This is a genomic window from Kordiimonas pumila (assembly GCF_015240255.1).
Lineage (GTDB): Bacteria > Pseudomonadota > Alphaproteobacteria > Sphingomonadales > Kordiimonadaceae > Kordiimonas > Kordiimonas pumila.
This window is the reverse complement of the sequence record NZ_CP061205.1, coordinates 3154193-3180282: the sequence shown is the minus strand read 5'-3', so window position 1 is coordinate 3180282 and position 26090 is coordinate 3154193. Positions and strand designations below refer to the sequence as shown.

Here is a 26090-nt window from a genome sequence, read left to right as displayed (position 1 = left end):
CTATGATGACAAATTATCGTTTTTCAGGCAAATCTTTATAGTCTTTTACGCCCAATAAAAAGGGCGCACAAGTTGTACGCCCCTTAGTATAGTACAGAAAAGATAACCGGAACTGATAATTTGAAATTATGCGGCCTTAGTAGCAGTTTTAACTGCTTTTTTAGCTGTTTCCGTAGTTTCTTTACCCGCTGCCATAAACAGTTCAATTGTGTCTAGTTGCGCTTTTTTGGCAACCTCTGCGAAATCAGCGATGCGTTCAGGCGTTGCTTGTACAAAATCGCCAACAACATCAGTCGTTACTTTTTCGTATGCGGCGGCTTCTGCTTGAGGCTTAGCAATTTTGTCTAGACCTGCAAGGGCATCTTTTGTCCACGCAGCACTTAGGTCAATATTCTTCTGTGCGGCACCAATCATGATATCGCTGTATTTACCAGCAAATGTTGAAGCACTTTTAAAGGCTTCATCAAAAGCAGATGTGTCAGTTGGGATAGCTTTGAAAAAAGTTTCAAACGCTTTTGTGAAATCAGGTGTGTCAAATTTTACGGCCATTTTTTCTCTCCATTTATAAATAAGGTCGCTGCCCTTGCATTCTATATATATGCTGCAATGCAGAATTTCAAGGGCATTTTGCTGCAATGCAGCAAAATAATATTATTTAAAACACAACGTGGTAGTGGAGGAGTGTTAATGAGACAAAAGAAAAGAGCGAACCGGGGAAGGGTTCGCTCTTAATGCTTCCTGGGGGGAAGATTACTTTGGGGAAGGTAAGGACCAGGAAGATTATGCTGTTTTTGCTGCAGCCTCTGCTTTGGCAGGAACTTTTGCTGCAGCTTTAGTTGCTGTAGTTGCTGATTTTTTGCCAGCAGCCATGAATAATTCAATTGTATCAAGTTGTGCTTGCTTTGCAATTTCTGCATAGTCTGCAATACGCTCTGGTGCAGTTTGCATCATGTCTGTGTATGTGTCGCTTGCTACTTTAGCATAAGCACCGACTTCGTCTTGAGGCTTCGCCATTTTATCGAAGCTGTTAAGTGTTGCTTTTGTCCAAGCTGCGCTCAGATCAACATTTTTCTGTGCTGCACCAATGACAATATCGCTATATTTGCTAGCAAATTCTGACGTGCTTTTAAAGGCACCTTCAAAGGCAGACGCGTCTTTTGGGACTGCTTTGAAAAAAGTTTCAAAAGCTTTTGTAAAATCTGGTGTGTCAAATTTAACTGCCATTTTTTCTCTCCGAAGACAAAGAATTTTGCTGCATCTGCATTATGTATATATGCTGCGACGCAGAATGGCAAGCATAAAATGCTGCAATGCGGCGGAAAAATATTTTGGCTAACGTTTAACTACGTAAGAGCCCGGTGCGGGCTCAATAATGTGGTATTGTTCTGACCCTGGTATCCTTGCGGATTCTTGTTTGCCTGATTGGCCTTCCAGCCATTGTGTCCAGTCACGCCACCATGATGTGGGCGCAAAGGTTGCTTCATTTTTCCAGCGATCTATATCCTCGGGTTTATTATTGTTGGTCCAATGGCCGTATTTATCGGCAGATGCTGGGTTCACGACGCCTGCAATATGGCCGGACTGTGATAAAATAAAGCGGGATTTACCACGTGTTTGGGAAAGCCCTTTGAAGGAGGCTTTCCACGGTGCAATATGATCACTTTCAGTGGCAATAGCATAAAGAGGTTTACGGATTGCTTTTAGGGATAGCTTTTCTCCACAAATTGTAAAGCGCCCTTCTGCTAGGTCATTATTCATGTAAAGGCCGCGAAGGTACTCTTTGGTCATGCGGGCTGGCAAATTAGGCGAATCACTATTCCAGTATAATAGATCAAACACGGGCGGTGCTTCGCCCATCATGTAAGAGCGAATGGCGGGCCCATATACGAGATCATTAGCGCGAAGGAAACTAAAAGTACGGGTGAGATAAAAGGAATCCATATAGCCTTTTTCATCAACATCTTTTTCAATGCCGGTCAAAAAGCCTTCCTCAATAAAGACATTTAATTCGCCAGGGTCTTCGAAGTCAGTAAGTGTTGTAAAGAATGTGGCGGATTTGACTGTATTGATTTTCTTTTTTGCCATCCACGCCAAAGCAATAGCAAGCAAGGTGCCTCCAACACAGTATCCTACAATGTTAGCTTTTTCTTCCCCTGTTATGGAAAGGACAGTGTTAAGCGCTGTTAATAAACCTTCCTCAAGATATGTATCGATACCTACATCGCGGTAGCTGCTGTCAGGGTTTACCCATGATACAATAAAAACGGTGTATCCTTGCTCTACAAGGTATTTTACCATGCTATTTTCGGGCTTCATGTCGAGAATATAGTATTTGTTAATCCAAGGAGGCAGGATAAGAAGCGGTGTTTTAAAGACGGTTTCTGTCAGAGGCTTATATTGTATCAATTGAAACATTCTGTTTTGAAAAACAACAGAACCTTCTGTCGTGGCAATGTTTTTACCTATCTCAAAAGCATCAGGGTCGGTTAGGGTAACAGCAAGGCGACCATCATTGTCTTCCAGATCTTTTACCAGTTTTTCTAGGCCATCAACTAAGGATTGCCCGCCGGTTTCAACCGCTTTGTTTAAGGCTTCAGGGTTTGTGGCAAGAAAGTTTGACGGGGCAAACAAGTCTACAATCTGGCGTGTAAAAAACTTGATCCGGCGTTGTTCAGAGGGAGATAGATGGCTTAAATTTTGTGTTGCCTCTTCAATCGCGGTGGATGACAGCAAATATTGTTGCTTCACATAGCTAAAATAGGGGTGTGTTTCCCAGAGAGGGCTTTTGAAGCGTTTATCTTTTGTTGGTGTACTCGGCGTGCCTTGATCTTCTTTTGAAAATAGCCGCGACTGCGCCTCGGCCCATGCATTTACAGATTCTTGCCAATAGCCCACCTGTTGCTCAATAAGCTTGGCGGGGTTATCTAAAACCTCTGAAAAATACGCCATCATTGCTTTTGAATAAAACTCTGAACTAGGGGTGGGAATATCAAGATTAGACGGCTCTTTTTGGCCAATTGCATCCACCAGCCTTTTAGTTAATTCATCAAGTTTTTCAAAATTTGCTTTCAGTTTAGCAAAATTACCGGCATCATCTTGTAGAAATTCAGGCATATCAATGATCCTGTATTGTGGTTGCTGAACCATTATGAACATTAATTTTTCCATTGGACAAGTAACATGATTGCTCAATCGCCAATTACGTATGACTACTTCGAAAGCTTACGCCAAACGAACCAGTGGCTTGGAGCAACGACCAAGGCATTCTGGCGTAATCCTGCCTTTGGTTTGACACCAAGTCCTATACCCAGAGTTCTCGCTGGGTGGGGTGAGGTTGTTGAGCGTGCTCATAGTCGTGTTCAGGCAAAACCTGACTGGGGCATTGAAACTATCGTGATTGATGAACGTGAATATGTTGTCAGTGCAGACACTGTTGTGGATAAGCCTTTCTGTAACCTGATTCATTTTCGGGTGAATCGTAAAGAGACACGCAAAAAGCCAGCGAGCAGACGTGTTTTATTGGTGGCCCCTATGTCTGGGCACCATGCAACACTTATCAGGAAAACAGTAAAAAGCTTATTACCAGACTGTGAAGTTTTTGTAACGGACTGGAAAAATGCGCGTGATGTTCCTTTGTCAAAGGGCAAGTTTGATATTGAAGATTATACGCTGTATCTCGTTGATTTTATGAAAGAACTTGGCTCAGATTTGAATGTGATTGCTATTTGTCAACCTGCACCGCTCGCGCTTGCCGCCACAGCTATACTGGCTGAAGAAAAGTCTGATGCACAGCCAAGAACTCTTACCCTTATTGGGGGGCCTATTGATACGAGCGTTAGTAAAACAGATGTTACCGTTTTTGGGGATACATACTCAATTGAACAATTGGAAACCTCTGTTGTTCACACTGTTGGCTCAGCCTTTAAAGGATTTGGCCGGCAGGTGTATCCGGGCGCTATTCAGCTTTCCGCTTTTATGTCGATGAAGTGGCAGATGCATTTGAAGTCTCATATCAATGAAGCTTTGGCTATTGCCCAAGGTGAAGCTACGGACCACGACTATCATAACACATTTTACGATGAATACCTGTCCGTTATGGACATGACTGCAGAGTTTTACCTCTCAACTGTTGAGCGGGTTTTCCAGAAACATGAGATCGGTAAAAACAAGTTCGTGGTGAATGGTAAAAAGGTAGATATCGGTAAAATTACACGCACGGCAGTTAAAACGGTCGAGGGTGGTAAAGACGATATTACGGCGCCAGGGCAATGTAAGGCAGCTCACGGCATCCTTACAGGCCTGCCGGAAAATAAAAAAGCACATCATCTTGAGCCAGATGCTGGACATTATGGTATTTTTAGTGGCACATCATGGCGGGTGAACATTCGCCCGATGGTGCTTGCGTTTATTGATGCAAATTCTGAACCTGTTGCCGCGGAGAAGGCTGAGCCTGTTAAAGACATACCGGAGAAACCAAAAATTGCAGCAACACCGCCGCCTACGAAGACAATTGCTGTAAAAACAGGCGAGCCGGTGCAAAAAGCTAAAGCAACGACTGTTAAGAAAAAAGCTGTTGCGAAACGAATATCGAAGCCTGCAGTGAAGAAAGCAGGGCGAGCTAAAGCAATAAAGGCAAAACCCGTTGCACCACGTAGAGTCGTAGTGAAAGAAACAAAACCTGAACCAGTACCCGCTAAGGTTACTGTACAGGGTACAGCTACCAGTGCGACTCCGGCCTTGAAAGCTGAGACTACACCGGCAAAGGCTTCTCCTTCAGTGTCTGCTGATATGAAGAAACCGTCTAAAAAGGTGTAATTGTTACAGAGTAAAAAAGGTTGAGAGCCTAAAGCTGCTGCCTAATAAGGCAGCAGCTTTTTTTATAGGCAGTGTTTACGTGGGGCACGTGTAAATATACTGAATATACCATGTAATCTATCCAAAAGCCCTTGACCCGACACCTAATTAAAATGATGCTTTAAAAGAAGTGGATATTATTTGCCTGTGAGCCGGTAAATGTCTTTATCATGTCATAAACTACAGAGAAAAAGGCCTCTGTAAGGTACCTGATTCAATTTTGGTGACGTCATAAAAGGGGGAGTGATTATGGCAACTTATGAAAAGCCGTATACAGCAATCGTAACCGGCGGTACGCGCGGTATTGGCCGTGGTATATGCGAACTATTAGCCCAAAAGGGCTATAATGTAGTGGCTGGGTACGGCGGCAACGAAAGTGTTGCTGATCAGTTTAGAGAAGAAACCGGCATTCCAGCCTATAAGTGGGATGTTGCAGACTTTGATGCTTGCGAAAAAGCTGTGGCTGAGATCAAAGAAAAACACGGGCTTATAACAGTCCTTGTTAATAATGCCGGTATCACCCGTGATGGGACCCTGAAGCGCATGAACAGAAGCATGTGGGATGATGTTATTTCTACTAACCTGACATCGGTGTTTAATATGAGCAAGGTTTTGTGGCAGGATATGCTGGATGCTCATTTTGGTCGTATTGTGAATATTAGCTCCATTAACGGGCAGGGTGGCCAGTATGGGCAGGTTAATTACTGTGCAGCGAAGGCCGGTGTTATTGGCATGACTAAGGCTATGGCTCAAGAGGGCGCAAAATTTAATGTAACAGTTAATGCTGTTGCGCCAGGTTATGTCGCAACTGATATGGTTGCAGCCGTACCACAAAATGTACTTGATAAAATTATTGCAAACATTCCTATTGGCAGGCTCGGTAATCCGCTTGAGATTGCAAATGCAGTCTGGTTTTTAGTGCGGGCAGACAGTGAATTTGTAAATGGCTCAACCATTTCAATCAATGGTGGGCAGCATATGTACTAAGCTTTTTTAAAGAGGAAGCTCAGTAGTATATTTGACCTGTTTCAAGGCAAATGTCGAATTAACAGCCGCAACGTTCGGTAAATGCATTAATGTCTGTTTCAGGAATTGCTCATAGTGACCAACACTTTGAACAATTATCCTGAGCAGATAATCTTTTTCACCGCTTGTTGAGTTGCATTCAACAATATTTTTCACGCTTTGAACCGCGGTTTCAAATGCTTCTAGCGATAGTTCGTCATGGCTTTTTATGGTGATATAGGCGTATACGGTAACGCTTAAACCAAGCTTTTGTGGGTCTAGTAAGGTAACTTTACCTTTGATAATACCTTCTTTGTGCAAACGCTTAATACGCCGCCAGCAAGGGGTGTGTGATAAGCCAACCTTTTCACCGAGCTCTGCCATGGAATAGTCGGCATTCTCCTGTAAAGCTTCTAATATGGTACGATCAAACTTGTCGATTTCCATGATGAAATAACTATCCTAATTTTACAAAGAAAATATGATATATGACCTAGTATTATAGAGATTTCAGCAAAAAATAGCAAAAAAATAATTTTACGAAGCATGTATGCTAAAGCTTAATATCCTTGGGCCAACATAATATGGAAAAGGTATCCCTTTATGCCTGATAATCTCCCCATTACCTTGAATGATCGATTCACTGCGGAAAGCGGCTCTGTGCTTTTATCTGGTATTCAGGCTCTTGTGCGTTTGCCTATGGACCAGATGCGGCGTGACCGAAAAAACAATCTTAATACTGGGGTGTTCATTTCTGGTTACCGGGGGTCCCCACTTGGTGGGTATGATTTTCAGTTAACCCGTAATAAAAAGCTTTTAGATAGTTTCAATGTCAGGTTTCAGCCTGGTGTGAATGAGGAACTTGCTGCTACCGCTGTTTGGGGTTCCCAGCAGGTAAATTTGTTTGACGGGGCAACGGTTGATGGTGTTTGCGGTATTTGGTACGGCAAAACGCCGGGTGTTGATCGCTCGACAGATGCTTTCAGGCATGGCAATGCTGCGGGTTCATCGCGCCGTGGTGGTGTCCTTGTTATTGCAGGCGATGATCACGGCTGTAAATCATCGTCTTATCCGGGGCAGAGTGAGTTTGCTTTTGTTGATATGCACATGCCTGTACTGAACCCATCAGATGTTCAGGAAGTACTCGACTATGGCATATATGGCATAGAACTCTCTCGCTTTAGTGGGTGTTGGACAGCCTTGATAACCTTGACTGAGAATATGGATAGTTCAGCAACCGTGGATGTTGGGCCTGACCGTGTACAGATAGAGTATCCAAAAGATTTTGAAATGCCTGCAGGTGGTTTGAATATTCGCTTGCCAGATGCTCCGCTTGAGCAAGAAGAGCGGCTGTGGCGCTATAAAAGGCCTGCGGCTCTCGCATTTTGTAGGGCAAATAAAATTAATAAGGTTGTGTTCGAGAATCCTGAGGCAAGCCTTGGTATTGTAACGGCAGGAAAAGCACATCTTGATTTGATGCAAGCGCTTTCAGATTTGGGCATTGACGAAGGCAAGCTAAAAGATCTGGGAATTAGAATTCTCAAAATAGGTATGACATACCCACTTGATGTAGAAATTATCAGGAAATTTTCGCACGGGCTTGATCATCTGTTTGTTATTGAGGAAAAACGCAGCCTGATTGAAGTTCAAATGAAAGAAGAGCTGTATAATTATATCGTTAAAGACCCGCACTTCCCACAAATTTTGGGCAAAAATGATTCGAACGATAAACCATTGCTGTCATCATATGGGGAATTGTCGCCCGCGGTAGTCGCTGAGGCACTGGCCCGCATAATCCCTTCTGAAAAGATGGGTGAGGGTATGAAAACCCGGCTCAGCCAGTTGCTTGAAGGCAAGCGGCTAGCCGCAGAAGTTTCTTTAAAAACGCAGCGTGCACCATTCTTTTGCTCAGGGTGCCCTCATAACACATCAACCAAAGTTCCTGATGGTTCTCGTGCTTTAGCTGGTATTGGCTGTCACTACCTTGTTCAGACAATGGACAGGAACACCCAAACCTTTACCCAAATGGGCGGTGAAGGTGTGAACTGGGTGGGGCAGGCAGGCTTTACTGATACCCCTCATGTTTTTGTGAACTTGGGAGATGGGACGTATTTCCATTCGGGTGTTTTGGCTGTTCGGGCCTCTGTTGCAGCTGGTGTGAATGTAACCTATAAAATACTGTTTAATGATGCTGTTGCCATGACAGGTGGCCAACCACATGACGGCGAACTACGACCTGATATGATTGTACGCCAAGTGATGGCAGAGGGCGTGAAAAAGCTGGTGTGGGTTATGGATGATACAAGCAAGTATCAACAGGCCTTTACGCTTCCTGAAAATGTTGAAATACGTCACCGGGATGATATGGATGCAATCCAGCGGGAACTGAGGGAACATGCAGGTGTTACCTGTATTCTGTATGATCAGACCTGCGCGACAGAGCTGCGTAGAAAACGCAAACGCGGGCTGTTACCAGACCCAAATCGGCGCGCCTTTATCAACTCCCTTGTTTGTGAAGGATGCGGTGATTGTTCCGTACAGTCTAACTGTATCTCTGTAGAACCCAAAGAAACCTCTTTTGGTACAAAACGTCAAATTAACCAGACAAGCTGTAATAAAGATATGTCTTGTGTTAAGGGCTTTTGCCCATCTTTTGTAACAGTTGAGGGTGGTAAGCTGCGTAAGTCTGCCGGGGCCGAGTTTGACCCGGAAATGGTGACAGCATCACTCCCAGACCCTGTGCTTCCATCTCTTGACGCGCCTTGGAACACGCTGGTAACGGGTATTGGTGGTACTGGGGTGGTGACTGTGGGCGCCCTTCTTTCAATGGCAGCGCATATTGAAGGCAAGGCGGTTACAACGCTTGACCAAACAGGCCTTGCTCAAAAAGGCGGGGCTGTATATTCGCATATCCGAATTGCCTCTAGCGCGGCACATCTCCATGCGGTTAGAATAGGGGATGCCGGGGCCAATGCTCTTATTGCCTGTGATCTTGTTGCCGCAAGTTCTGAAGCATCGTGCCTGTCCAAACTTCAGGTGAACAAAACCAAGGTAATCATTAATACTGATGTTATGCCAACGTCAGCTTTTGTGCTGGGTAAAAATATCCCGGATGAAAACCAAAAGATTATTTCTTTGCTGCAGCAGCGAGCATTGGAAACCAATGTAACGGATGCTTACAAAGTGACCCAAAAACTACTTGGGGGCACAACGACAGCAAATATATTTATGCTGGGGTATGCTTACCAACGAGGATGTGTACCATTACAGTTATCATCGCTTTACCAAGCGATTGAATTAAACGGTGTTGCTGTAGAAGCTAATAAAAAGGCCTTCACAGCAGGCAGGCTTGCGGCATATGACAGCAAGCAATTAGCTGCATTAATGGGTGATACTAAGCAAAAACAAGAAGCAACGCTGGATGATATTATTCAGGAAAGGTCTGCGTTCCTGACCGATTATCAAAATAGCAGTTATGCGGGTGTTTATACTCAATTAATTGAAAAGGTTAGGGCGAGCGAACAGGCGTTAAATCCAAGCTCTGAGGTTTTGGCTAAAACAGTGGCTAAATATGCTTTTAAATTAATGGCCTATAAAGACGAGTATGAAGTGGCAAGGCTTTTAACCCATAAAAGCTTCTTCAATGATTTGAACGAAACATTTGAAGGCGATTATAAGCTTACGTTCCATATGGCGCCGCCTATTATATCTAGGCCAGATAAAAAAACAGGCGTGGCTAAGAAGGTTCATTTTAAAGGCTGGATATTGCCGTTTCTAAAGTTATTGGCGCAGTTTAAGGTTTTGCGCGGCACAGCTTTTGATATTTTTTCATATACGCGGGAACGAAAGCAGGAGCGGAAGCTGATTGTTGAATATCAGCAATTAGTTGATGATTTGCTCGACAACCTGACTGCGGGGAATCTTGATTTTGCATGCCAGATTGCGGCTTTCCCTGAACAAATTCGTGGATATGGCCATATTAAAGAACTCAATATTGCAAAAATAGATGGCTCATGGCATGACATGATCGCACAATTTAAGGCAGGGCATGAAAAAGAACAGCGGCAAGACCCAGCAAAGTCAGCTGTAGAAGCGATAAATCGCTTGTCAGCTTGATTTTTTGGTGTTTTAGAAAGCAGGAACTGATTTAGGAATTAATCGTATGTCTATTACCGTGAATCCAATACCAGAAAACGAACGTGGTTCATGCCCCAAAGAGCTCGCTTTTGGCGCGGCGTTTGCTGACCATATGTTTACCCAGCTCTATGATGATGGCCTTGGGTGGCATGATGCAGTTATTGGCCGTTTCCATGATTTGAAATTAAGCCCGGCGGCGGCAGTACTTCATTATGGACAAGAAATTTTTGAAGGCATGAAAGCTTATCGCCGCCCAGATGGTAAGGTTAGCTTTTTTAGGCCGGACGCAAACATCAAGCGTTTTAACCGGTCGGCTGCGCGTATGGTAATGCCTGAAGTGGATGAAGCTGTCCATTTGGAAGCACTTGAAAAGCTCATTAGCCTAGACCAAAAATGGGTGCCATCTGAGCCTGGCTCATCGCTTTATATTCGGCCAACAATGATTGCCACTAGCCCTAAGTTGGGTCTTGGCGCGGCCAAAGCCTACATGCATTTCATCATTACAAGCCCTGTTGGTCCATATTTCAAGGAAGGGCTCAACCCTGTTTCTGTCTATATTTCTGATAAATACCGCCGTGCTGTAGTTGGCGGTGTAGGTGAGGCAAAAACGGGCGGTAACTACGCCGCAAGCCTGCTGGTGAGTGAAGATGTAGCAAGTAAAGGCTACACACAGGTTCTGTGGCTTGATGCTGTGGAGGGCCGCTATGCTGAAGAAGTAGGCGCAATGAATGTGTGCTTTGTTTACGGCGGTGAAAGGGTTGTAACACCGTCGCTGAGTGGCAGTATTCTACCTGGTATTACACGTGATTCTGTCCTTAAACTGGCGCCGCATATTGGATTCGAGGTCGAGGAAGCGCGGCTGGACGTGAATACCATTCTTGCTGATATCAAGGCTGGTAAAATCACAGAAGTATTTGGCTGCGGGACGGCGGCTGTAATATCCCCGATTGGGCGTCTATGCTTCAAAGGTGAAGATTACATTATCAATGATAATAAAGCCGGGCCTGTTGCTAAAAAACTTTACGATTCGCTAACGGGCATTCAATACGGCACGGCAGAAGACCCATTTAACTGGGTTCATGTGATCGATTAGGTCGGTTTTATATATGTATTAAGCAAAAAGGCTCTGATGAAATCAGGGCCTTTTTTGTCTGATCAGCCTTAATAGTACTGCCATTAGGCCAAAATTTTAATTCCTTTTGCATGTAGCGTTTTTGCACTGTACCAATATTATTGGGAACTGGGAAACTGGAGGGGAATATGGAAAAACCATCAAAGCCGGATGGCGATATCACGATTAGTGCACATCAAAAAAATGCCAATAGTTACTGGAAAGAGAATATCAGCCTGTTGTTGAAGCTACTCGCTGTTTGGTTCGCGGTTTCTTTCGGTGCGGGTATTTTATTTGTTGATGCTCTCAATGCTATAGATTTTTTTGGTGTAAAGCTTGGTTTCTGGTTTGCTCAGCAAGGATCTATTTATGTTTTTGTGATCCTTATTTTTGTTTATGCCGCGCTGATGCGTAGGTTAGAGCAAAAACATGGCCTAGAAGATTAAGGGAGGATAGATCATGGATGCTTCAACCCTTACCTATATATTTGTAGGGATTTCTTTTGCGCTTTATATTGGCATTGCGGTTTGGTCGCGTGTTGGTTCAACTAAAGAATTTTATGTGGCTGGTGGTGGTATTCATCCGGTTGTGAATGGTATGGCAACCGCCGCTGACTGGATGAGCGCGGCGTCGTTCATTTCTATGGCTGGCCTCATTGCCTTTTTAGGCTATGATGGCTCTGTTTATTTGATGGGCTGGACTGGTGGGTATGTGTTGCTTGCTCTTCTTCTAGCACCTTATCTGCGTAAGTTTGGCAAGTTTACGGTACCCGATTTTATTGGCGACAGATATTACAGCGATGCAGCACGGCTTGTTGCTGTTGTTTGCCTTATTTTTATTAGTTTTACATATGTTGCCGGGCAAATGCGCGGCGTCGGTATTGTGTTTTCCCGCTTTCTGGAAGTTGATATAAATACCGGTGTAGTTGCGGGCATGGCAATTGTCTTTATGTATGCTGTTCTTGGTGGAATGAAAGGTATTACCTACACACAGGTCGCACAATTCTGTGTGTTGATTTTTGCTTATACTGTACCAGCGATATTTATTTCGATGATGGTTACAGGCAACCCTGTACCTCAATTTGGTTTGGGCGCAGAGGTAACTGATGGCTCTGGTCTGACGGTGCTTGGTAAGCTTGATAGTGTACTTCAGGATTTAGGTTTTAATGCCTATACTGAGGGCACAAAGTCCAAGGCTGACATATTTGCGATTACAGCTGCCCTCATGGTGGGAACAGCTGGGTTGCCTCATGTTATTGTGCGCTTTTTTACAGTACCGAAGGTTTCAGATGCTCGTAAATCAGCAGGGTGGGCGCTCGTGTTTATTGCCATTCTATATACAACAGCACCTGCTGTTGGGGCTTTCGCGCGTATCAACTTTATTAATGAAGTGAATGAAACGCCGTATCAGGCAACACCTCAATGGTTTAAAAATTGGGAAACATTGGGGCTGATTGGTTGGCAGGACAAAAATGGTGATGGCGCCATTCAGTACCGGGCGGGGGCGCCGTTTGAAGGCACCCCAACTTTCAAGGAAGATGGGCGCGGGGTAAGCGGCGAAAGGATTGTTCTGAATACTACAACTGCAAACGCCAATGAAGTTTATGTCGACCGTGATATTATGGTTTTGGCAAACCCTGAAATTGCCCAGTTGCCTAACTGGGTAATTGCACTTGTTGCTGCAGGTAGTTTGGCAGCTGCACTTTCAACGGCGGCGGGGCTTTTGCTCGTAATTTCGTCTGCTGTTAGCCATGATTTACTGAAAAAAACTTTTATGCCAGCTATTACAGACAAGCAGGAGCTTCGTTATGCACGGCTTGCTGCTGCATGCGCCATTGGTGTGGCAGGCTACCTTGGCATCAACCCACCTGGGTTTGTAGCGCAAGTGGTCGCATTTGCTTTCGGGCTTGCCGCAGCTAGCCTATTTCCTGCAATTCTTATGGGGATATTTTCGCGTCGAATGAATAAGGAGGGAGCAATTGCTGGCATGCTGGTTGGTTTATTCTCAACGTTTGCCTATATTGTCTTTTTTAAATTTGTATCTCCTGAATTAAATACAGAAGAAAACTGGCTCTTTGGTATTTCCCCAGAGGGTATAGGCGCTGTGGGAATGGTTTTGAACTTTATGGTTTCTGCCATTGTTTCAAAAACAACCAAAGCTCCGCCTCCTGAAGTTCAGGCGTTGGTAGAGGATATCAGGATACCATCTGGCGCAAAAGCAGGCCATGTACATTAACGGCTATTAGTGTTCTTGACCTACTGTCAGGCATGTTGGTAATGACATGCCTGATAGGTGTATGAATGAGTAATATTATGACCAATTCTAAACAATTGCCTCAAGTTGCAATGCTGGCACTTGGCGGAACAATAGCCATGATGCCTGATGCTGCAGGTGGTGTGACGCCAAAACTAACAGGTGAAGCTATATTGCAAATGGTGCCGGAAGCGGCGGCTGTAGCTGATATTCAGGCACATTCTTTCAGGCAGATTGCCAGCGCACATTTGACTTTGGCCGATCTTATCGATGTGGCATCTGAAATTAACCGGCTTATTGCTACTGGCGTGAATGGTATTGTTATAACGCAGGGTACAGACACCATTGAGGAAACGGCTTTTGCTCTTGATGTGCTGCTCGACTGCGCTGTGCCTGTTGTGGTAACCGGCGCCATGCGTAGCCCCTCCCAACCGGGTGCTGATGGACCCGCTAATCTTCTTGCGTCTATTCGTGTTGCAGCAAGTGATCAAGCGCGTGAGAAGGGGGTTTTGGTTACATTTAATGATGTTATCCATGCAGCGCGGTTTGTTAGTAAGCGCCATACAAGTTCTACAGCTGCTTTCCAGTCACCTTATTTAGGGCCACTGGGCGGTATTGTAGAAGGTAAAGTACGCATACCTTTTGCCTTATCACCTAAACCTTTGGTTGGCTTACATAGAATATCAGATATACCTGTTCCAGAAGTGGCGTTGCTTTCCACATGGATAGGCGATGATGGTAAAATGGTTACAGCAACAATTGCGGCTGGTTACAAAGGGCTGGTTATAGAGGGTGTTGGCGGTGGCCATGTGACACCGGCCGTAGCTGCAGCACTGGAGCAGGCAGCAAAGACGATGCCTGTTATTATGGCTTCGCGGACAGGGGCAGGCGAAGTGCTGCAAAATACATATGGCTTTGTTGGCTCAGAGATTGATTTGGCAAATCGTGGCCTGCTATTTGCTGGCACGCTAAGCGGTGCTAAGGCAAGGCTTTTATTGGTGTTGTTGCTAATGTATAGCATTGAAAGCAGAGCAGAACTTCAGCGCTATATTGATAGGTGGGCTGAGTAAGCTTGATTTGTGCTTAACGCGGAAAGCTGTTTATTTTGTAACGCTTCATTGGGTTTGATGAACCAGAATGAAATTGATTAATATAGTTAATAAACCAACCAGTTGGTTTATTAACTATTGCCTTTTATCTAAACTGCCATAATTTATACACTGAAAAGGTTGGTTCAGATGCCACACCGCTCTATGTAAAGGGTACTTACCACCCATTTAGAGGCCCAAATTAATTTGAGGAAGAAGACATGACGGTTATATCAAGCACAATTGAAGGTCGAATAGCTATTGTTACGGCGGACAACCCGCCCGTGAACGCTTTGTCGCAAGCTGTGCGTGAGGGTTTGGTGCGTGAAGTGCAGGCAATGGCGGCAGATGACGCTGTGGATGCAATTGTGATAGCATGTGCTGGGCGCACTTTTTTTGCGGGTGCTGATATAACAGAGTTTGGCAAGCCGCCTATGAACCCTTCACTCCCTGATGTGGTTGAGACTATTGAAGCAACAGAAAAACCTGTTGTTGCTGCGCTGCATGGTACGGCGCTTGGCGGCGGGCTTGAAGTGGCGCTTTCTTGCCATTACCGCGTGGCCTTGAAAAGTGCAAAAGTTGGCCTGCCTGAAGTGATGCTGGGCATATTGCCTGGCGCCGGTGGTACACAGCGTTTTCCGCGTATTGCGGGTGTTGAAAATGCACTAGACGCAATTGTGAGTGGCCGTCATATCTCTGTGGTTGAAGCACATAAATGGGGTGCCGTTGACCAATTGGTTGAAGATGCTGATCAGTTACTCCCCGCTGCAATCAAACTGGCCACGGAGAAAGTAAGCGAAGGGCCGCGCCGCACAGGTGATATCTCGATTGATAGTGGCAAATATGACCCAGCTTTCTTCAATGCTTTTAGGGCATCAGTTGCTAAAAAAACACGAGGCTATTTTGCACCAGAACAATGCATAAAAGCCGTGGAAGCTGCTGTGAATATGCCGCTTGCAGAAGGCCTTAAAGCAGAGCGCCGCCTGTTTATGGAATGCATGGGGAATCCCCAGTCGGCAGCTCTGCGGCATATGTTTTTTGCTGAGCGGCAAGTCAGTCGTATTCCAGGCATTACCAAAGAAACACCGCGCCGGGATATTAAAAAGGTTGGCATTATTGGTGCTGGCACTATGGGCGGTGGCATCGCCATGAACTTTGCCAATGCGGGTATAGAGGTAATGATGCTGGAGCTACAGCAAGATGCGCTTGATCGCGGTCTTAAAGTGGTGCGCGGCAATTATGAACGCTCAGTGAAAAGCGGCAGGCTAACTATGGGGCAGGTGGATGAGTTGATGGCGCGCTTCACTGGCACATTATCATATGATGCGCTTTCAGATTGTGACCTGATTATTGAAGCTGTATTTGAGAAAATGGAGATCAAGAAGCAGGTCTTTGCCGAGCTTGACCGTGTTGCTAAAAAGGGTGCCATTCTGGCTTCTAATACATCCTACCTTGATATAGATGAGATTGCGGCGAGCACATCGCGCCCCGAGGATGTTATTGGTCTTCACTTCTTTTCACCCGCTAATGTTATGCGTTTGCTTGAGATTGTTCGTGCTGAAAAAACGGCAGATGATGTTTTGGCTACTGCGGTTGATCTTGCGAAAAAAATTAAAAAAGTGGGCGTTGTTGCAGGTGTTTGTCATGGGTTTATTGGTAACCGGATGTTGTCAAAATATGGCTGGGTGTCTGCTATTAGTGTCATTTCAGGTAATAAACCGGAAGAAGTAGATGCGGCGTTATTTGATTTTGGTATGCCTATGGGCCCGTTGACAATGGCAGATATGGCAGGCCTTGATATTGGTTATATGAACCGGCAGTCTATCGGGCGTGATAACTATGATACACGAGCTTTTGATTGGCAAGACAAGCTGGTTGAGGCCGGGAGAAAAGGTCTTAAAGTAGGGGCCGGTATTTACGACTATGATGAGGGTAGCCGTGCACCAAAACCGTCAGCTTTTACTGAGAATATTATTGACGAGGAAAGCAAACGCTTAGGCATTACACGCACACCGAAGGCGGCGGGCGATATTGTTGAACGTGCAATTCTGGCCTTAGTGAATGAGGGTGCAAAAATTCTTGCAGAAGGTAAGGCATACCGCGCGAGTGATATTGATGTTGTATATGCAAATGGATATGGTTTCCCGCCATTTCGTGGTGGACCAATGCACTATGCCGATAGCTTAGGTCTTGATGCTGTCGTTAAAAAGCTACACGGCTTTATTAAAGAAGACAGTAATTGGGGTACGGTTGCCCCGCTTATAGAGAAATTGGCTGCAGAAGGTAAAACGTTTGCTGATTTTGACCGTGAGAATGCAGCCTAAAATAGGTATGTTATGTGGGTATATAAAGGCATGGGAAATACCCCATGCCTTTTTTGTGAACCCTGCCGGGGTACATGCAAGTGCCTATTATGGTTGTGTTGATGTGGCTGCTGCATTTGGTTTTGGTGCTCCCGGGGCTGATACAGCCCGAATACGTGTGAGCCACAAGAAGGCAGCAGGTGCAAAATAAAAACTGACCACCATTGACAGGAAAGCGCCGCCAGCAATGGCAACAGCAAAGGGAGGCCAAAACGGTCCGCCTGCAATAATTAAAGGCATAAAACCACCAACTGTGGTTATGGTTGTTGAAATGATATGCCTGCCAGTGCCCATAACCCCTTCGACAACGGCAGTAGCATCGCCGTTTCTGGCGGCCTCAATACCGCGAAGCTCACTCAAAATCACAATGGCGGCATTAATCGCAAGCCCTACAAGCCCCATAAGGCCAAATATAACTACAAAGCTAAGGGGAAAATCAAATAGCCACAGGGAGAAAAAACCTAACCCTGCAGCTTGTATTGCGGCGGCTAGTGTGATGTAGGCGAGACGGAAGCTGTTGAATGTTAGAACAACAGCAAGAAGCATCAGGACAACAAGCATGCCTGCTGTTCCAAATAATTCACTAAGGGCAGAATCGCGTTCTTCACTTTCTCCGCCAAAGGCAAGTGTATAGCCGGGCGGCAGAGAAAAGTTCTGTTCCTCTAATGCTTTGGTAATAGCCTCAAGGGGCTTAGCAGGCAGAACATCAAAATCAAGATACGCTTGGATTTTATTAATTCTCTCACCGTTTAAATGCTCAATGGCCCCAACCTTTGTTGTTAGTTTAACATCAGCTACAGCAGAAATGGGAACATCGGCAAAAGAGCCATCTTCTTCCATTTTTGATGATTTGCCGATCAGGTTCATGTTGGCGATAGAATCAAGGTCATTGCGGTTTGCACGCTTGGCAATCAGCCTTACAGGCACTTGCTGCGTTTCTTCTATAACATAGGAAACAATAATCCCGCGTGTCAGGGCTTGAAGCTGCTGTTCTACATCCCGAAGTGTTAACCCGGTAACGGAAACATCATCCTCTCGGGCTTCAACAGACACCATAGGCCTACCTGCAGAGAGAGAGGAGCGTGTATAAGTTACTTCTGGTATGTGGCTAATAATAGAACGCAGTTGATCGCCAGCGACTTCCAGAACAGCGAGGTCTGGACCGGCAACTCTAATTTCGATCGGTGCCTGAATAGGAGGGCCACTTTCAAGCTGACGCACTAAGATCATCGCTTCAGGGAATTGTTCTTCTAGCTGGCTTTGCAGCTTTGGAACAAGGCCTGCTATTTGCTCATATCTATCAACGGTTATAATATTTTCTGCAATATTCGAAATGCCGTCATTACTGCTAATCATGCTGTAATAAAATTTTGCGGGGCGTGTACCGATAAACCAGTAACTTGTATTCACATCGTCATAAGTCTGAATGACTTTATCTATTTTTTCGACAGCTTGGCGGGTTTCTTCAATAGACGCCTGTCCGGGCATATGAAGTTGGATACGGAACTGATTCCTGTCACTTGTGGGAAAAAATTGTTCTGTAAGCTGGCCTGCTAAAAAGAAGCCCATTAGCGGAATAGCGGTTGCGATAAGGACTGAGCGTAAAGGTTTTTTTACTGACCATTCCAGGCTGCGACGGAATTTTTCAGAGAAATACTTTCCTTCAATACCATCGCGCCACCATATCCGTTTAAGAGGGGCTGAAGCTGCCGCGCCTTCCCGGCCTTCTACAATTCGGCCTGCCATTGCAGAAATAATTGTGAAAGCAATCACATACGATGCCACAAGGGATGAAATAACAGCGGCAGGAACCCCAACCAAAAAGTCGCCAGCATTGCCGGGCATTAGTACAAGCGGCATGAAAGCAATGATTGTCGTGAGTGTGCTGCCAAGCAGGGGTAGCCAAAGTTTGCGAACAGTTTTTGCAACGGCTATAGAACGTCGTTCACCTTTTAGGCGTAAATGCTGGATTTCATCTGTGATAACAATGGCATTATCAACCATTATCCCGAGAGCCACTATTAAACCTGTAACCAGCACCTGCTCAATTCGCATACCAAAAGCATGGGTGATGGCAAGGGATGCCAGTAAGGTAAGGGGTAAAATTGAGGCTGATACAAGGGCAGCTCGCCAGCCTAGGGAAATGAGGAGTACAGCAAGGACAACAAGGGCACCAACCGCCAAATTACCCATCAAGCCATGTAGCCTGTCATCTGCATAATCGCGCTGGTCAAATATCCGTTCTAAATGAACACTAGCTGGCAAAGCAGCTTGATACGTTGCTACAAGCTTGCCCATCTGGTTAGACCATGCATCTATGCGGGCGTTTTCATACATACGTGCCGCAATAACAACGCCGTATTTGCCGTTGAGGTATGTTAAGCGCTCTGGCGGGTCTTGAAAGGTGCGTTCAATCTTGGCAAAGTCGCCTAGACGAAGGCTGGCTCCCGCCGGATCAAGGCCAATGGGGATACGGCGAATTCTGGCTAGGTTATCCAGTGCGCCAGAAACCTGTACAACCATTCTGTCTTTATCATTTGATACAATGCCAGCAGAACCACGTGCATCAGAGCCTTGAATGCGGGCCGCAACGTCATTAATAGTTAGGCCGTAAGCCGCAAGTTCGGCGTCATCAATACTTATGCGAAACTCTTCATCGGGCAACCCTAGTACATCTACAAAATCTGTTGCTTCCAGATTTCTAATTTTGCTTTCTATTTCACGGGCATGCCGCCCTAAAATGGCATAGTTTATAGGGCTGTCTGTTTCCCATGTGAGGGCTAGAACAGCAGAGTGTGCGTAAATGCGAGTATCAGAAAAATCGGGCGCGCTTGCACCGGCAGGCAGGTCTGTTACCTCGCTTACTTTATCCCTAAGGCGCGCTGTGATTGGTTTTGCGTCGTTCACACGGTCTTGCAGTTCAATGCTAATAAAGGAACTGCCTGGGCGTGAGACGCTGATAAGCTTTTTGACCTCGGGAACCTCGCGCATTTTACGCTCAAGCTTTTCAGTGATTTCTGCTTCTACCCGTTCTGCATCAGCGCCGGGATAAAAGGTCGTAACCTGTACTATACGGCTTTCCATGTGGGGGTCTTCAAGGCGAGGCATAGTGGAAAAAGCATTGAAGCCAGCTACAATGATAAGCAGTAACAGAAGCCACACAACCCGGGGGTGATTGTAAAGGGATCCTTTCATGGTCTCTATCCCTTAAGGTTTTTCTGAACGCGCAGAAATGGTTACATATTGGCCGGGTGCTAATCTGCTTATGCCATCAGCGATGATTAAGTCATCGTTTGTGATAGTACCAGTTACAAATGCCCGGTTAGCCTCGCTGTATAGGATTTGAACATTCTCAAACTCGACATAGGCTGGGGTGTTGGTAGTGGTAATGACCTTATAAACTCGCCACATACCGCGTACATCAGAAGAAAGCGCCCTAAGCGGTAGCCATGCGCCACTATCTTCTTGCCAGTCATTAATCACGATTGAAATTAGTTCGCCGCGAGCAATAAGGCCTGCTGGCAAATCCAGTATTACCATCATGGTGCGTGTTTGGCCTTCAATGGTGGGAACTACAGAACGCAGGGTTGCGCCATATATAATATTTCTTTTACCGTCTCGCAGTTCAAATGGTGCACCCTTCTGGATTGCAAGTGCATAAGATTGCGGCAAGCCTATATGGGCTTCCATATGACTGGTTTCAGTTAATTCAATGATCGGGGAGGCTGGTGTGACAACCGTGCCTTCATCCAGCATGCGATTGGTTATAACGCCGTCAAAAGGTGCGCGGATATGGGCTTTTTCTAAATCAACATCGAGGGCATCAATGGAAGCGTCAAGCCTCTCTAACCCTGCTTTCATGGCAATAAGATTAGCCTCTGCCTCGTCAAGGCGCTGGGCTGATACATGGCCTTGTTTATACGTTGCTGCAATTCGGTCAAAGGTGCGCTTCGAAAGTTCAAAGTTGGAGGCAATCTCATGCTTTTGCGCGAGTAATTGTTTTCTATTTGCTTCTAGCCGGGCTGTATCAAGACTGGCGATAGCGTCGCCAGCTTTGACTTTACTGCCTGTGTCTACATATACCTTTTTGAGCGTGCCGCTTAATTCAAAAGCAATATTACTAATTCTGCCGGTGACCGCACGGCCCGTGAAAGATCGCTTAGCAAAATAACCATCTTCGAGTTTAACCGTTGTCGTTATGACAGGGATTAAACGTTGTTCTTTTGTTTCAGCTTGGGCGTGACCCGAGAGGCGTATACCCACAATAGCGGCAATAACAAGCACTACTATACCATACCACCAAAGCTTTGTGGTTTTTTTGCTCATTTTTATATCCTGTTTATACATGTCGTGACACGGGCTTTAGGCCTTCTTGTGACTCTATATATAATAACTGGACCAATAAGTCTAATAATTATTGAGCTATGTATCCGTAACGTAAAATATAGTTTTAAAAGTTGTGGGGGTATAAGCATATAATCTTATGCTTTCTGGACTATATAGTATGAAAATGTTACAGAACCGCTTTCGCGCGGTATACTGTGGGGTCTTAAGTGCTTATCCGTTCTGAAGGGAATAGGGGTGAAAGATATAAAAAAGCCTAAACCAGCCAAGGCAACTCGAGGGAGGCCACGGGATGAAAGTAAGAATATTGCTATTATCGAAGCGGCAGTGCAGCTGTTTTTGGAAAAGGGCTTTGACAGCACTAGTATGGATGAAGTGGCTCGTGTTGCCGGTGTTTCAAAGCAAACTGTATACAGTCACTTTTCTGGCAAAGAGCAATTGTTCAGTGCCAGTATTAGGGCCGAAATAGAAAGCCGTTACCCTGATACCGTTTTGAAGAAACTGGAAAAACGGTCACTTGAAGGTGATATGCTTGCGGTGTGCGAGAGTTTTGCGGGTTTGCTGCTTAGTCGCCGCGCTCTGTCTATGTACCGCCTCCTCGTATCAGCAGCGGATGAAAAACCTGGTCTGGCGAAGATTTTTTGGGAATCAGGCCCTAATGAAATGGAAGCCAAACTGGAAGCCTTTTTGCAGATGTGGGTAGATAGGGGTGAGCTTGCCATTGATGACATTGGCAAGGCGTGCAATCTCTTATTTACTCTGCTAAAGGGGCGTGCCCATTATCAGCGCTCGATTGGCTTGATTGACGAAATAGACGATGACATGATCAAAGAAACCGTCAAGGAAGCAATCGGCGTATTTATGAAGCTTTATAAAGCTTAAGCGTTCGCTATTTTGGGTCTGCCATATTGTGGCCGACCTTCTTTTCGCTACTGTAACGGGCGTTTTCGCTATCGCCTTTCAGGTTTGATGGTAGTGTTTTAACCTGTGCTTTTGTCTCTGGTCCTAAAACAGTATCAAATACGATTGTGTCACCCTTGCCTTTAAAGATGCTGCAAGCTGAAAGGTTAAGGACAACAATGGCAAGTAGTAGTTTTTTCATCATGATACTGTGTATTTCCCTGATTAAACTGATTTGCGGACTGTGCCTTAATTTTTATCTAATCGCAATATCCTTGACGAAAAGCATTGTTAATGGTTGATTGCAGCCCGGCAGATGGCTGGATGATCGCTGCCCGTTCGCGGGGAGAGGAAAGTCCGGGCTTCACGGAAACACGGTGCCGGTTAATGGCCGGCGAGGGCGACCTCAGGGAAAGTGCCACAGAAAGCAAACCGCCTGTTCATGTAACAGGTAAGGATGAAAGGGTGCGGTAAGAGCGCACCGCGGCGTTGGTAACAGGGCTGGCAAGGCAAACCCCACCGGAAGCAAGACCAATAGGGATAGTTGCTTTAAGTAGCAGGCGGGTTTCTGCGCCACTGTCCGGGTGGTTGCCTGAGCATGCTGGCGACAGCATGTCTAGAGGAATGATCATCACTGTGCTCTATGCGCAGTACAGAACCCGGCTTACACGCCGTCTGCCATTTTTTATCAGTGATTAGCAAACGCGTTCGCGGTAAAGGAAGGGGTAGTTGCCCTTTTTTGCGACATATACGGTGGTTTCGCCTGGTACTTTTAGTTTTACAGGGACACCTTCTGGCTTTTCTCGCCAACGCAAAAAGGCTTGTACGTCGTCGGTACTATGGTTTTTTAGGCCCATATAATCACTGAAAGGGTGCTCGCTATTATGCTGTTCTGGAGGGAGTACTTTTACGTGGATTGTTTCGGCAAGCTGAGCACACTTTTCATATTGGTCAATATCTATCGCGGCAATCAGCTTGTCAGCATCTTCGTGGTTTATGGAATTGTCAGCCATTGGTCCTGTCTCACGATCTTTTATATAAACTCAAGGTCTCATTGAGGGATGTGTCCGCTCTTATATAGGGAAACCCGTGTAAAGCTACAGGGAATAATGGGAGCTTAGTTAGAATTCAGTAAATATGTACCATCATGAAAAATAGGAAAAACAATCTTGCCAGTGGGTTTGCTTGACTCTTACGCACGGTACATAAAGCATAGCTGGACTATACCTGAAAATTTCGATATTTTGCGCTGATGCTGGTGATGTGCTTAAAGTCTGTATCTGGTGCTAGCCTGTTTTAGATGTTTATTGGAGAATACTGTGACCAACATAACTCTGTTTCACATACCTCGAGCTTGCTCGCGTGTGACTATGACGGCGCTTGAGGAGATCGGCCTTGATTTTACAGACTATCCGCTTGATCCAAGTAAAAATCAGCAAAAAGAAGCTGATTATATAGCTATAAACCCCATGGGGCGTGTGCCGGCGCTCAAAATAGGTGAAAGAGTTTTTACTGAAAATGCTGCAATTTTATACTATCTGCATGGTCAATACCCTTCTTCCGGTTTATTACCAAAAGAAGGCTCTGATATTGGGGTTAATGAAGGACTGCAGGATTTGGTCTGGTGTGCAAGTACACTGCACCCGATAACCCGCCAGGTCAGAATGCCAATGAGGTTTACAGCAGAAAATCCTGAAGGCGTGCGTGTTGATGGTATTGCAAAATATCAACCCATTTTAGAGATGGTAACGGAAAGAGTTTCTGGTAACCGCTGGTGGTACGGCGATAGATGGTCCATTGTGGATATGTATATTTTCTGGAATATCTCTACGGCAGCAAATGGCGGTCTTGATGTTTCTGCCTACCCAGACATCGTTGATCATGCAAAACGGCTAAGAAAAAGACCGTCTTTTGTAAAGATGCTTGTTAGGGAAAAGGCCGCAGCTGCAAAGCTGGGGATTGTATTACCTGATGAGGTTCTAGTGTAGCGGCTGCCCGTCTTGAAATAGGGAAATGCTGCTTTGGGTGTGCTAGGTCACCCAGTTATTCCCTATTTCTGCCATCAGGAGTTTGATGATGTCAGAGCGCGTAATGATGCCTACCAGTTTTTCTTCCTTTGTCACAGGAACAACTTGTATAGACTGGTCTGAAAGTAGATTGAGAAGGTTTCCTACGGGGGTACTATGGGGAACTGATGTTACTGCTGTATCCATTACATCAGCGGCGACGATCACTTTATGAAGGCGTTGGCGTGGAAACCATATTAAAGGCTTCCGGCTTTTATCTTTTTGTGATTGCATGGCCCATGCAATCAAATTTGCAGGCAGGATAATACCTATTAACTTGCTGTTTGTATTTATCACAGGGATGCTTTTAATGGCATGAGAACGATAGATATCCCAGATTTCCTGTAGCGGTGTGTTTTGGAATGCTGTCAAAAGATCCTTTGTCATAATATCAGCGCATGTTTTGGCACCAAAGCGGTGTGCGGCTGCCTCCATTTCGGCTGCAGCAAGTAGGCGACCAAGATCTTCTACGCCCAGATTTGTTGATTGGTTAAACCGGATGAGTAATTCTTCGCGCTCAGCAACCGTAAGGCTTAGGGCGGAATTAGGGGCTTCTTGGTGGGGTGGGCTGCTTTTCTCCGCAGGCTGCCTGAACGGGTATATTCGTCCTGTTATTCTATTGCTTAAAATGGCAAGTGCTACAACGAGGCTGGTTGTTACGGCAACTGGCGCAACCACAAATTGAAAACTAATTTCCTGTGTGGCCTGATATTGTAAAACTATGAGTAATGCGACAGCGCCGCCCGGTGGGTGTGCCGCGCGTACTAACATCATTACGAAAATTGCACCGCCTACCGCAATGCCAGCCGACCAAGGGTAGGGTATGACATGTACAACACAAAGAGCAAATAATGCAGACGAACTATTTCCTATAATGGCAGACCATGGCTGTGCCAGCGGGCTGTTAGGTACGGCAAAAACAAGTACTGCGGTTGCGCCTATAGGGGCAATTAGAAAAAGGTTCCAACCAAATGCTTGATTCAAATAGGTGATAACGATCGCCGTAGATATAAGGCCAATACTGGCGCAGATCCCGGCTCGTGCCATTTCACGTTTATAGGCCTGCCCCATTGCGGGTGATAGACCGCGTAGCATTCGCGCAAATGCTTTCTCCAAGTGATCCACCTATCCGCACTGTATCAAGATTTATGGAGCACTGATAATTCTATGGGGCAAATTCGTCAATCTATAGATGTCGATATGGGTGTTTTATTTCCACTTTCTCTTTTTCCCATATGCCTCTCTTGAGGCATCGCATTTGATGCAGTAGGCGTATCTTGCTGGCAAGGAAACAAAAAAAGAACACTCATGCAATATTTAAATTATTACAGATAGTTAATGTTAATTTATGAAAAAATATAGGTGGTGCTGTAACCCAAAAAAATCCATTAATTCCCATGTAAAACCATTGACCCCCATATAATACCATGATATCCCAAAATGGTCCTTGATGACGATCAGGACGCGTGCGAGCACGCAAACACAGGGGGATATGGTTCAGTGGCGTTATTTTTGTCCACATTTACGAACAAGATTGACCGCAAGGGACGGGTCTCTGTGCCTGCGTCTTTTCGTGCGACCGTATCTGCCAGCAGCTTCAATGGAATTATTGTTTATCAGCATCTCTCTCTCCCCTGTATTGAGGGTGCGGATATTAGTTTTCTTGAGCAGATGTCTAACCACTTAGACACGGATTTTGGCCCGTTTAATCCTGAGCAAATGTCGATGGCGACCGCTATTCTTGCGGGCTCTAGTCAGCTAGGGTTCGATCCTGAGGGCCGAGTTGTTCTGCCGCAGGAGCTTGTGGCTTTTGCGGGAGTTGATGGTACGGCTACCTTTGCAGGGCTTGGGCGACGCTTCCAGATTTGGAATCCTGATGCCTTTATGGCCCATAAGGCAGAGGCTATGCAAAAAGCCGCCGTGACAGGGCCGACCCTGTCCCCCTTCAGGGGAGGTGGTCAATCATGAC

20 protein-coding genes and 1 other RNA gene are annotated in these 26090 nt (G+C 45.5%); 12 read left to right on the top strand and 9 right to left on the bottom strand.

Annotation, left to right across the window (positions count from 1 at the left end; genetic code table 11):
* Positions 1 to 126 precede the first annotated feature (126 nt).
* The 3 genes from ICL80_RS14030 to ICL80_RS14020 all read right to left on the bottom strand — a co-directional run bounded on the left by ICL80_RS14030 (position 127) and on the right by ICL80_RS14020 (position 3114).
* A complete protein-coding gene (locus tag ICL80_RS14030) occupies positions 127 to 549 on the bottom strand; it encodes a phasin, PhaP (protein WP_194213314.1) in 423 nt (140 codons plus the stop codon).
* Positions 550 to 780: 231 nt separating this feature from the next.
* Complete coding sequence (locus tag ICL80_RS14025; protein WP_194213312.1) at positions 781 to 1224, bottom strand: phasin, PhaP; 444 nt, start codon at positions 1222 to 1224, stop codon at positions 781 to 783.
* 108 nt (positions 1225 to 1332) lie between these two features.
* The gene (locus ICL80_RS14020; protein WP_194213309.1) at positions 1333 to 3114 is read right to left on the bottom strand and encodes a PHA/PHB synthase family protein; all 1782 of its coding nucleotides are present in this window, start codon (positions 3112 to 3114) and stop codon (positions 1333 to 1335) included.
* A gap of 66 nt (positions 3115 to 3180) precedes the next feature.
* Here ICL80_RS14020 and phaZ point away from each other — a divergent pair, with 66 nt between their 5' ends.
* Both phaZ and phbB read left to right on the top strand, forming a co-directional pair.
* Positions 3181 to 4815, top strand: a complete 1635-nt coding sequence (gene phaZ / locus ICL80_RS14015; protein WP_194213307.1) for a polyhydroxyalkanoate depolymerase — start codon at positions 3181 to 3183, stop codon at positions 4813 to 4815.
* Positions 4816 to 5103: 288 nt separating this feature from the next.
* The gene (phbB, locus tag ICL80_RS14010; RefSeq protein WP_194213305.1) at positions 5104 to 5841 is read left to right on the top strand and encodes an acetoacetyl-CoA reductase; all 738 of its coding nucleotides are present in this window, start codon (positions 5104 to 5106) and stop codon (positions 5839 to 5841) included.
* 6 nt (positions 5842 to 5847) lie between these two features.
* On the opposite strand, the gene ICL80_RS14005 is transcribed toward phbB, so the two are convergent.
* Positions 5848 to 6306 carry an Lrp/AsnC family transcriptional regulator gene (locus ICL80_RS14005; RefSeq protein ID WP_194213302.1) on the bottom strand — a complete coding sequence of 153 codons (459 nt, stop codon included), beginning with the start codon at positions 6304 to 6306 and terminating at the stop codon, positions 5848 to 5850.
* A 156-nt stretch (positions 6307 to 6462) separates the two neighbouring features.
* On the opposite strand from ICL80_RS14005, the gene ICL80_RS14000 reads away from it, so the two are divergent.
* From ICL80_RS14000 to ICL80_RS13975, 6 genes are all read left to right on the top strand, one after another.
* The gene (locus ICL80_RS14000; protein ID WP_194213299.1) at positions 6463 to 9975 is read left to right on the top strand and encodes an indolepyruvate ferredoxin oxidoreductase family protein; all 3513 of its coding nucleotides are present in this window, start codon (positions 6463 to 6465) and stop codon (positions 9973 to 9975) included.
* Between the two features lie 46 nt (positions 9976 to 10021).
* A complete protein-coding gene (locus tag ICL80_RS13995) occupies positions 10022 to 11089 on the top strand; it encodes a branched-chain amino acid aminotransferase (RefSeq protein WP_194213297.1) in 1068 nt (355 codons plus the stop codon).
* 167 nt (positions 11090 to 11256) lie between these two features.
* Positions 11257 to 11553 carry a DUF4212 domain-containing protein gene (locus tag ICL80_RS13990; protein ID WP_194213296.1) on the top strand — a complete coding sequence of 99 codons (297 nt, stop codon included), beginning with the start codon at positions 11257 to 11259 and terminating at the stop codon, positions 11551 to 11553.
* A gap of 13 nt (positions 11554 to 11566) precedes the next feature.
* Entirely contained in the window at positions 11567 to 13342 is a 1776-nt protein-coding gene (locus ICL80_RS13985; RefSeq protein WP_194213293.1) for a sodium:solute symporter family protein, read from the top strand.
* A 77-nt stretch (positions 13343 to 13419) separates the two neighbouring features.
* Complete coding sequence (locus ICL80_RS13980; protein WP_194213292.1) at positions 13420 to 14430, top strand: asparaginase; 1011 nt, start codon at positions 13420 to 13422, stop codon at positions 14428 to 14430.
* Between the two features lie 239 nt (positions 14431 to 14669).
* Positions 14670 to 16772 carry a 3-hydroxyacyl-CoA dehydrogenase NAD-binding domain-containing protein gene (locus ICL80_RS13975; RefSeq protein WP_194213289.1) on the top strand — a complete coding sequence of 701 codons (2103 nt, stop codon included), beginning with the start codon at positions 14670 to 14672 and terminating at the stop codon, positions 16770 to 16772.
* Positions 16773 to 16859: 87 nt separating this feature from the next.
* Here the strand turns inward: ICL80_RS13975 and ICL80_RS13970 are convergent, their stop codons facing one another.
* Both ICL80_RS13970 and ICL80_RS13965 read right to left on the bottom strand, forming a co-directional pair.
* Positions 16860 to 20006, bottom strand: a complete 3147-nt coding sequence (locus ICL80_RS13970; RefSeq protein WP_194213287.1) for an efflux RND transporter permease subunit — start codon at positions 20004 to 20006, stop codon at positions 16860 to 16862.
* 12 nt (positions 20007 to 20018) lie between these two features.
* Positions 20019 to 21137, bottom strand: coding sequence for an efflux RND transporter periplasmic adaptor subunit (locus ICL80_RS13965; protein WP_194213285.1), 1119 nt, complete (start codon positions 21135 to 21137; stop codon positions 20019 to 20021).
* Positions 21138 to 21392: 255 nt separating this feature from the next.
* Between ICL80_RS13965 and ICL80_RS13960 the strand changes: the two genes are divergently transcribed.
* Positions 21393 to 22037, top strand: a complete 645-nt coding sequence (locus ICL80_RS13960; RefSeq protein WP_194213283.1) for a TetR/AcrR family transcriptional regulator — start codon at positions 21393 to 21395, stop codon at positions 22035 to 22037.
* Between the two features lie 7 nt (positions 22038 to 22044).
* On the opposite strand, the gene ICL80_RS13955 is transcribed toward ICL80_RS13960, so the two are convergent.
* Positions 22045 to 22260 (bottom strand): hypothetical protein, encoded by a 216-nt coding sequence (locus ICL80_RS13955; RefSeq protein WP_194213281.1) that lies wholly within the window; start codon positions 22258 to 22260, stop codon positions 22045 to 22047.
* Positions 22261 to 22367: 107 nt separating this feature from the next.
* Between ICL80_RS13955 and rnpB the strand changes: the two genes are divergently transcribed.
* Positions 22368 to 22738: RNase P RNA component class A (gene rnpB, locus ICL80_RS13950), an RNA gene on the top strand.
* Positions 22739 to 22750: 12 nt separating this feature from the next.
* Here the strand turns inward: rnpB and ICL80_RS13945 are convergent.
* Positions 22751 to 23068 carry a hypothetical protein gene (locus ICL80_RS13945; RefSeq protein WP_194213279.1) on the bottom strand — a complete coding sequence of 106 codons (318 nt, stop codon included), beginning with the start codon at positions 23066 to 23068 and terminating at the stop codon, positions 22751 to 22753.
* Between the two features lie 306 nt (positions 23069 to 23374).
* Between ICL80_RS13945 and ICL80_RS13940 the strand changes: the two genes are divergently transcribed.
* Complete coding sequence (locus ICL80_RS13940) at positions 23375 to 24043, top strand: glutathione S-transferase family protein (protein ID WP_194213277.1); 669 nt, start codon at positions 23375 to 23377, stop codon at positions 24041 to 24043.
* Positions 24044 to 24085: 42 nt separating this feature from the next.
* Here the strand turns inward: ICL80_RS13940 and ICL80_RS13935 are convergent, their stop codons facing one another.
* Positions 24086 to 25237 (bottom strand): HPP family protein, encoded by a 1152-nt coding sequence (locus tag ICL80_RS13935; RefSeq protein WP_228073556.1) that lies wholly within the window; start codon positions 25235 to 25237, stop codon positions 24086 to 24088.
* A 324-nt stretch (positions 25238 to 25561) separates the two neighbouring features.
* Between ICL80_RS13935 and ICL80_RS13930 the strand changes: the two genes are divergently transcribed.
* Positions 25562 to 26089 carry a division/cell wall cluster transcriptional repressor MraZ gene (locus ICL80_RS13930; protein WP_194213275.1) on the top strand — a complete coding sequence of 176 codons (528 nt, stop codon included), beginning with the start codon at positions 25562 to 25564 and terminating at the stop codon, positions 26087 to 26089.
* Position 26090: the final 1 nt, after the last annotated feature.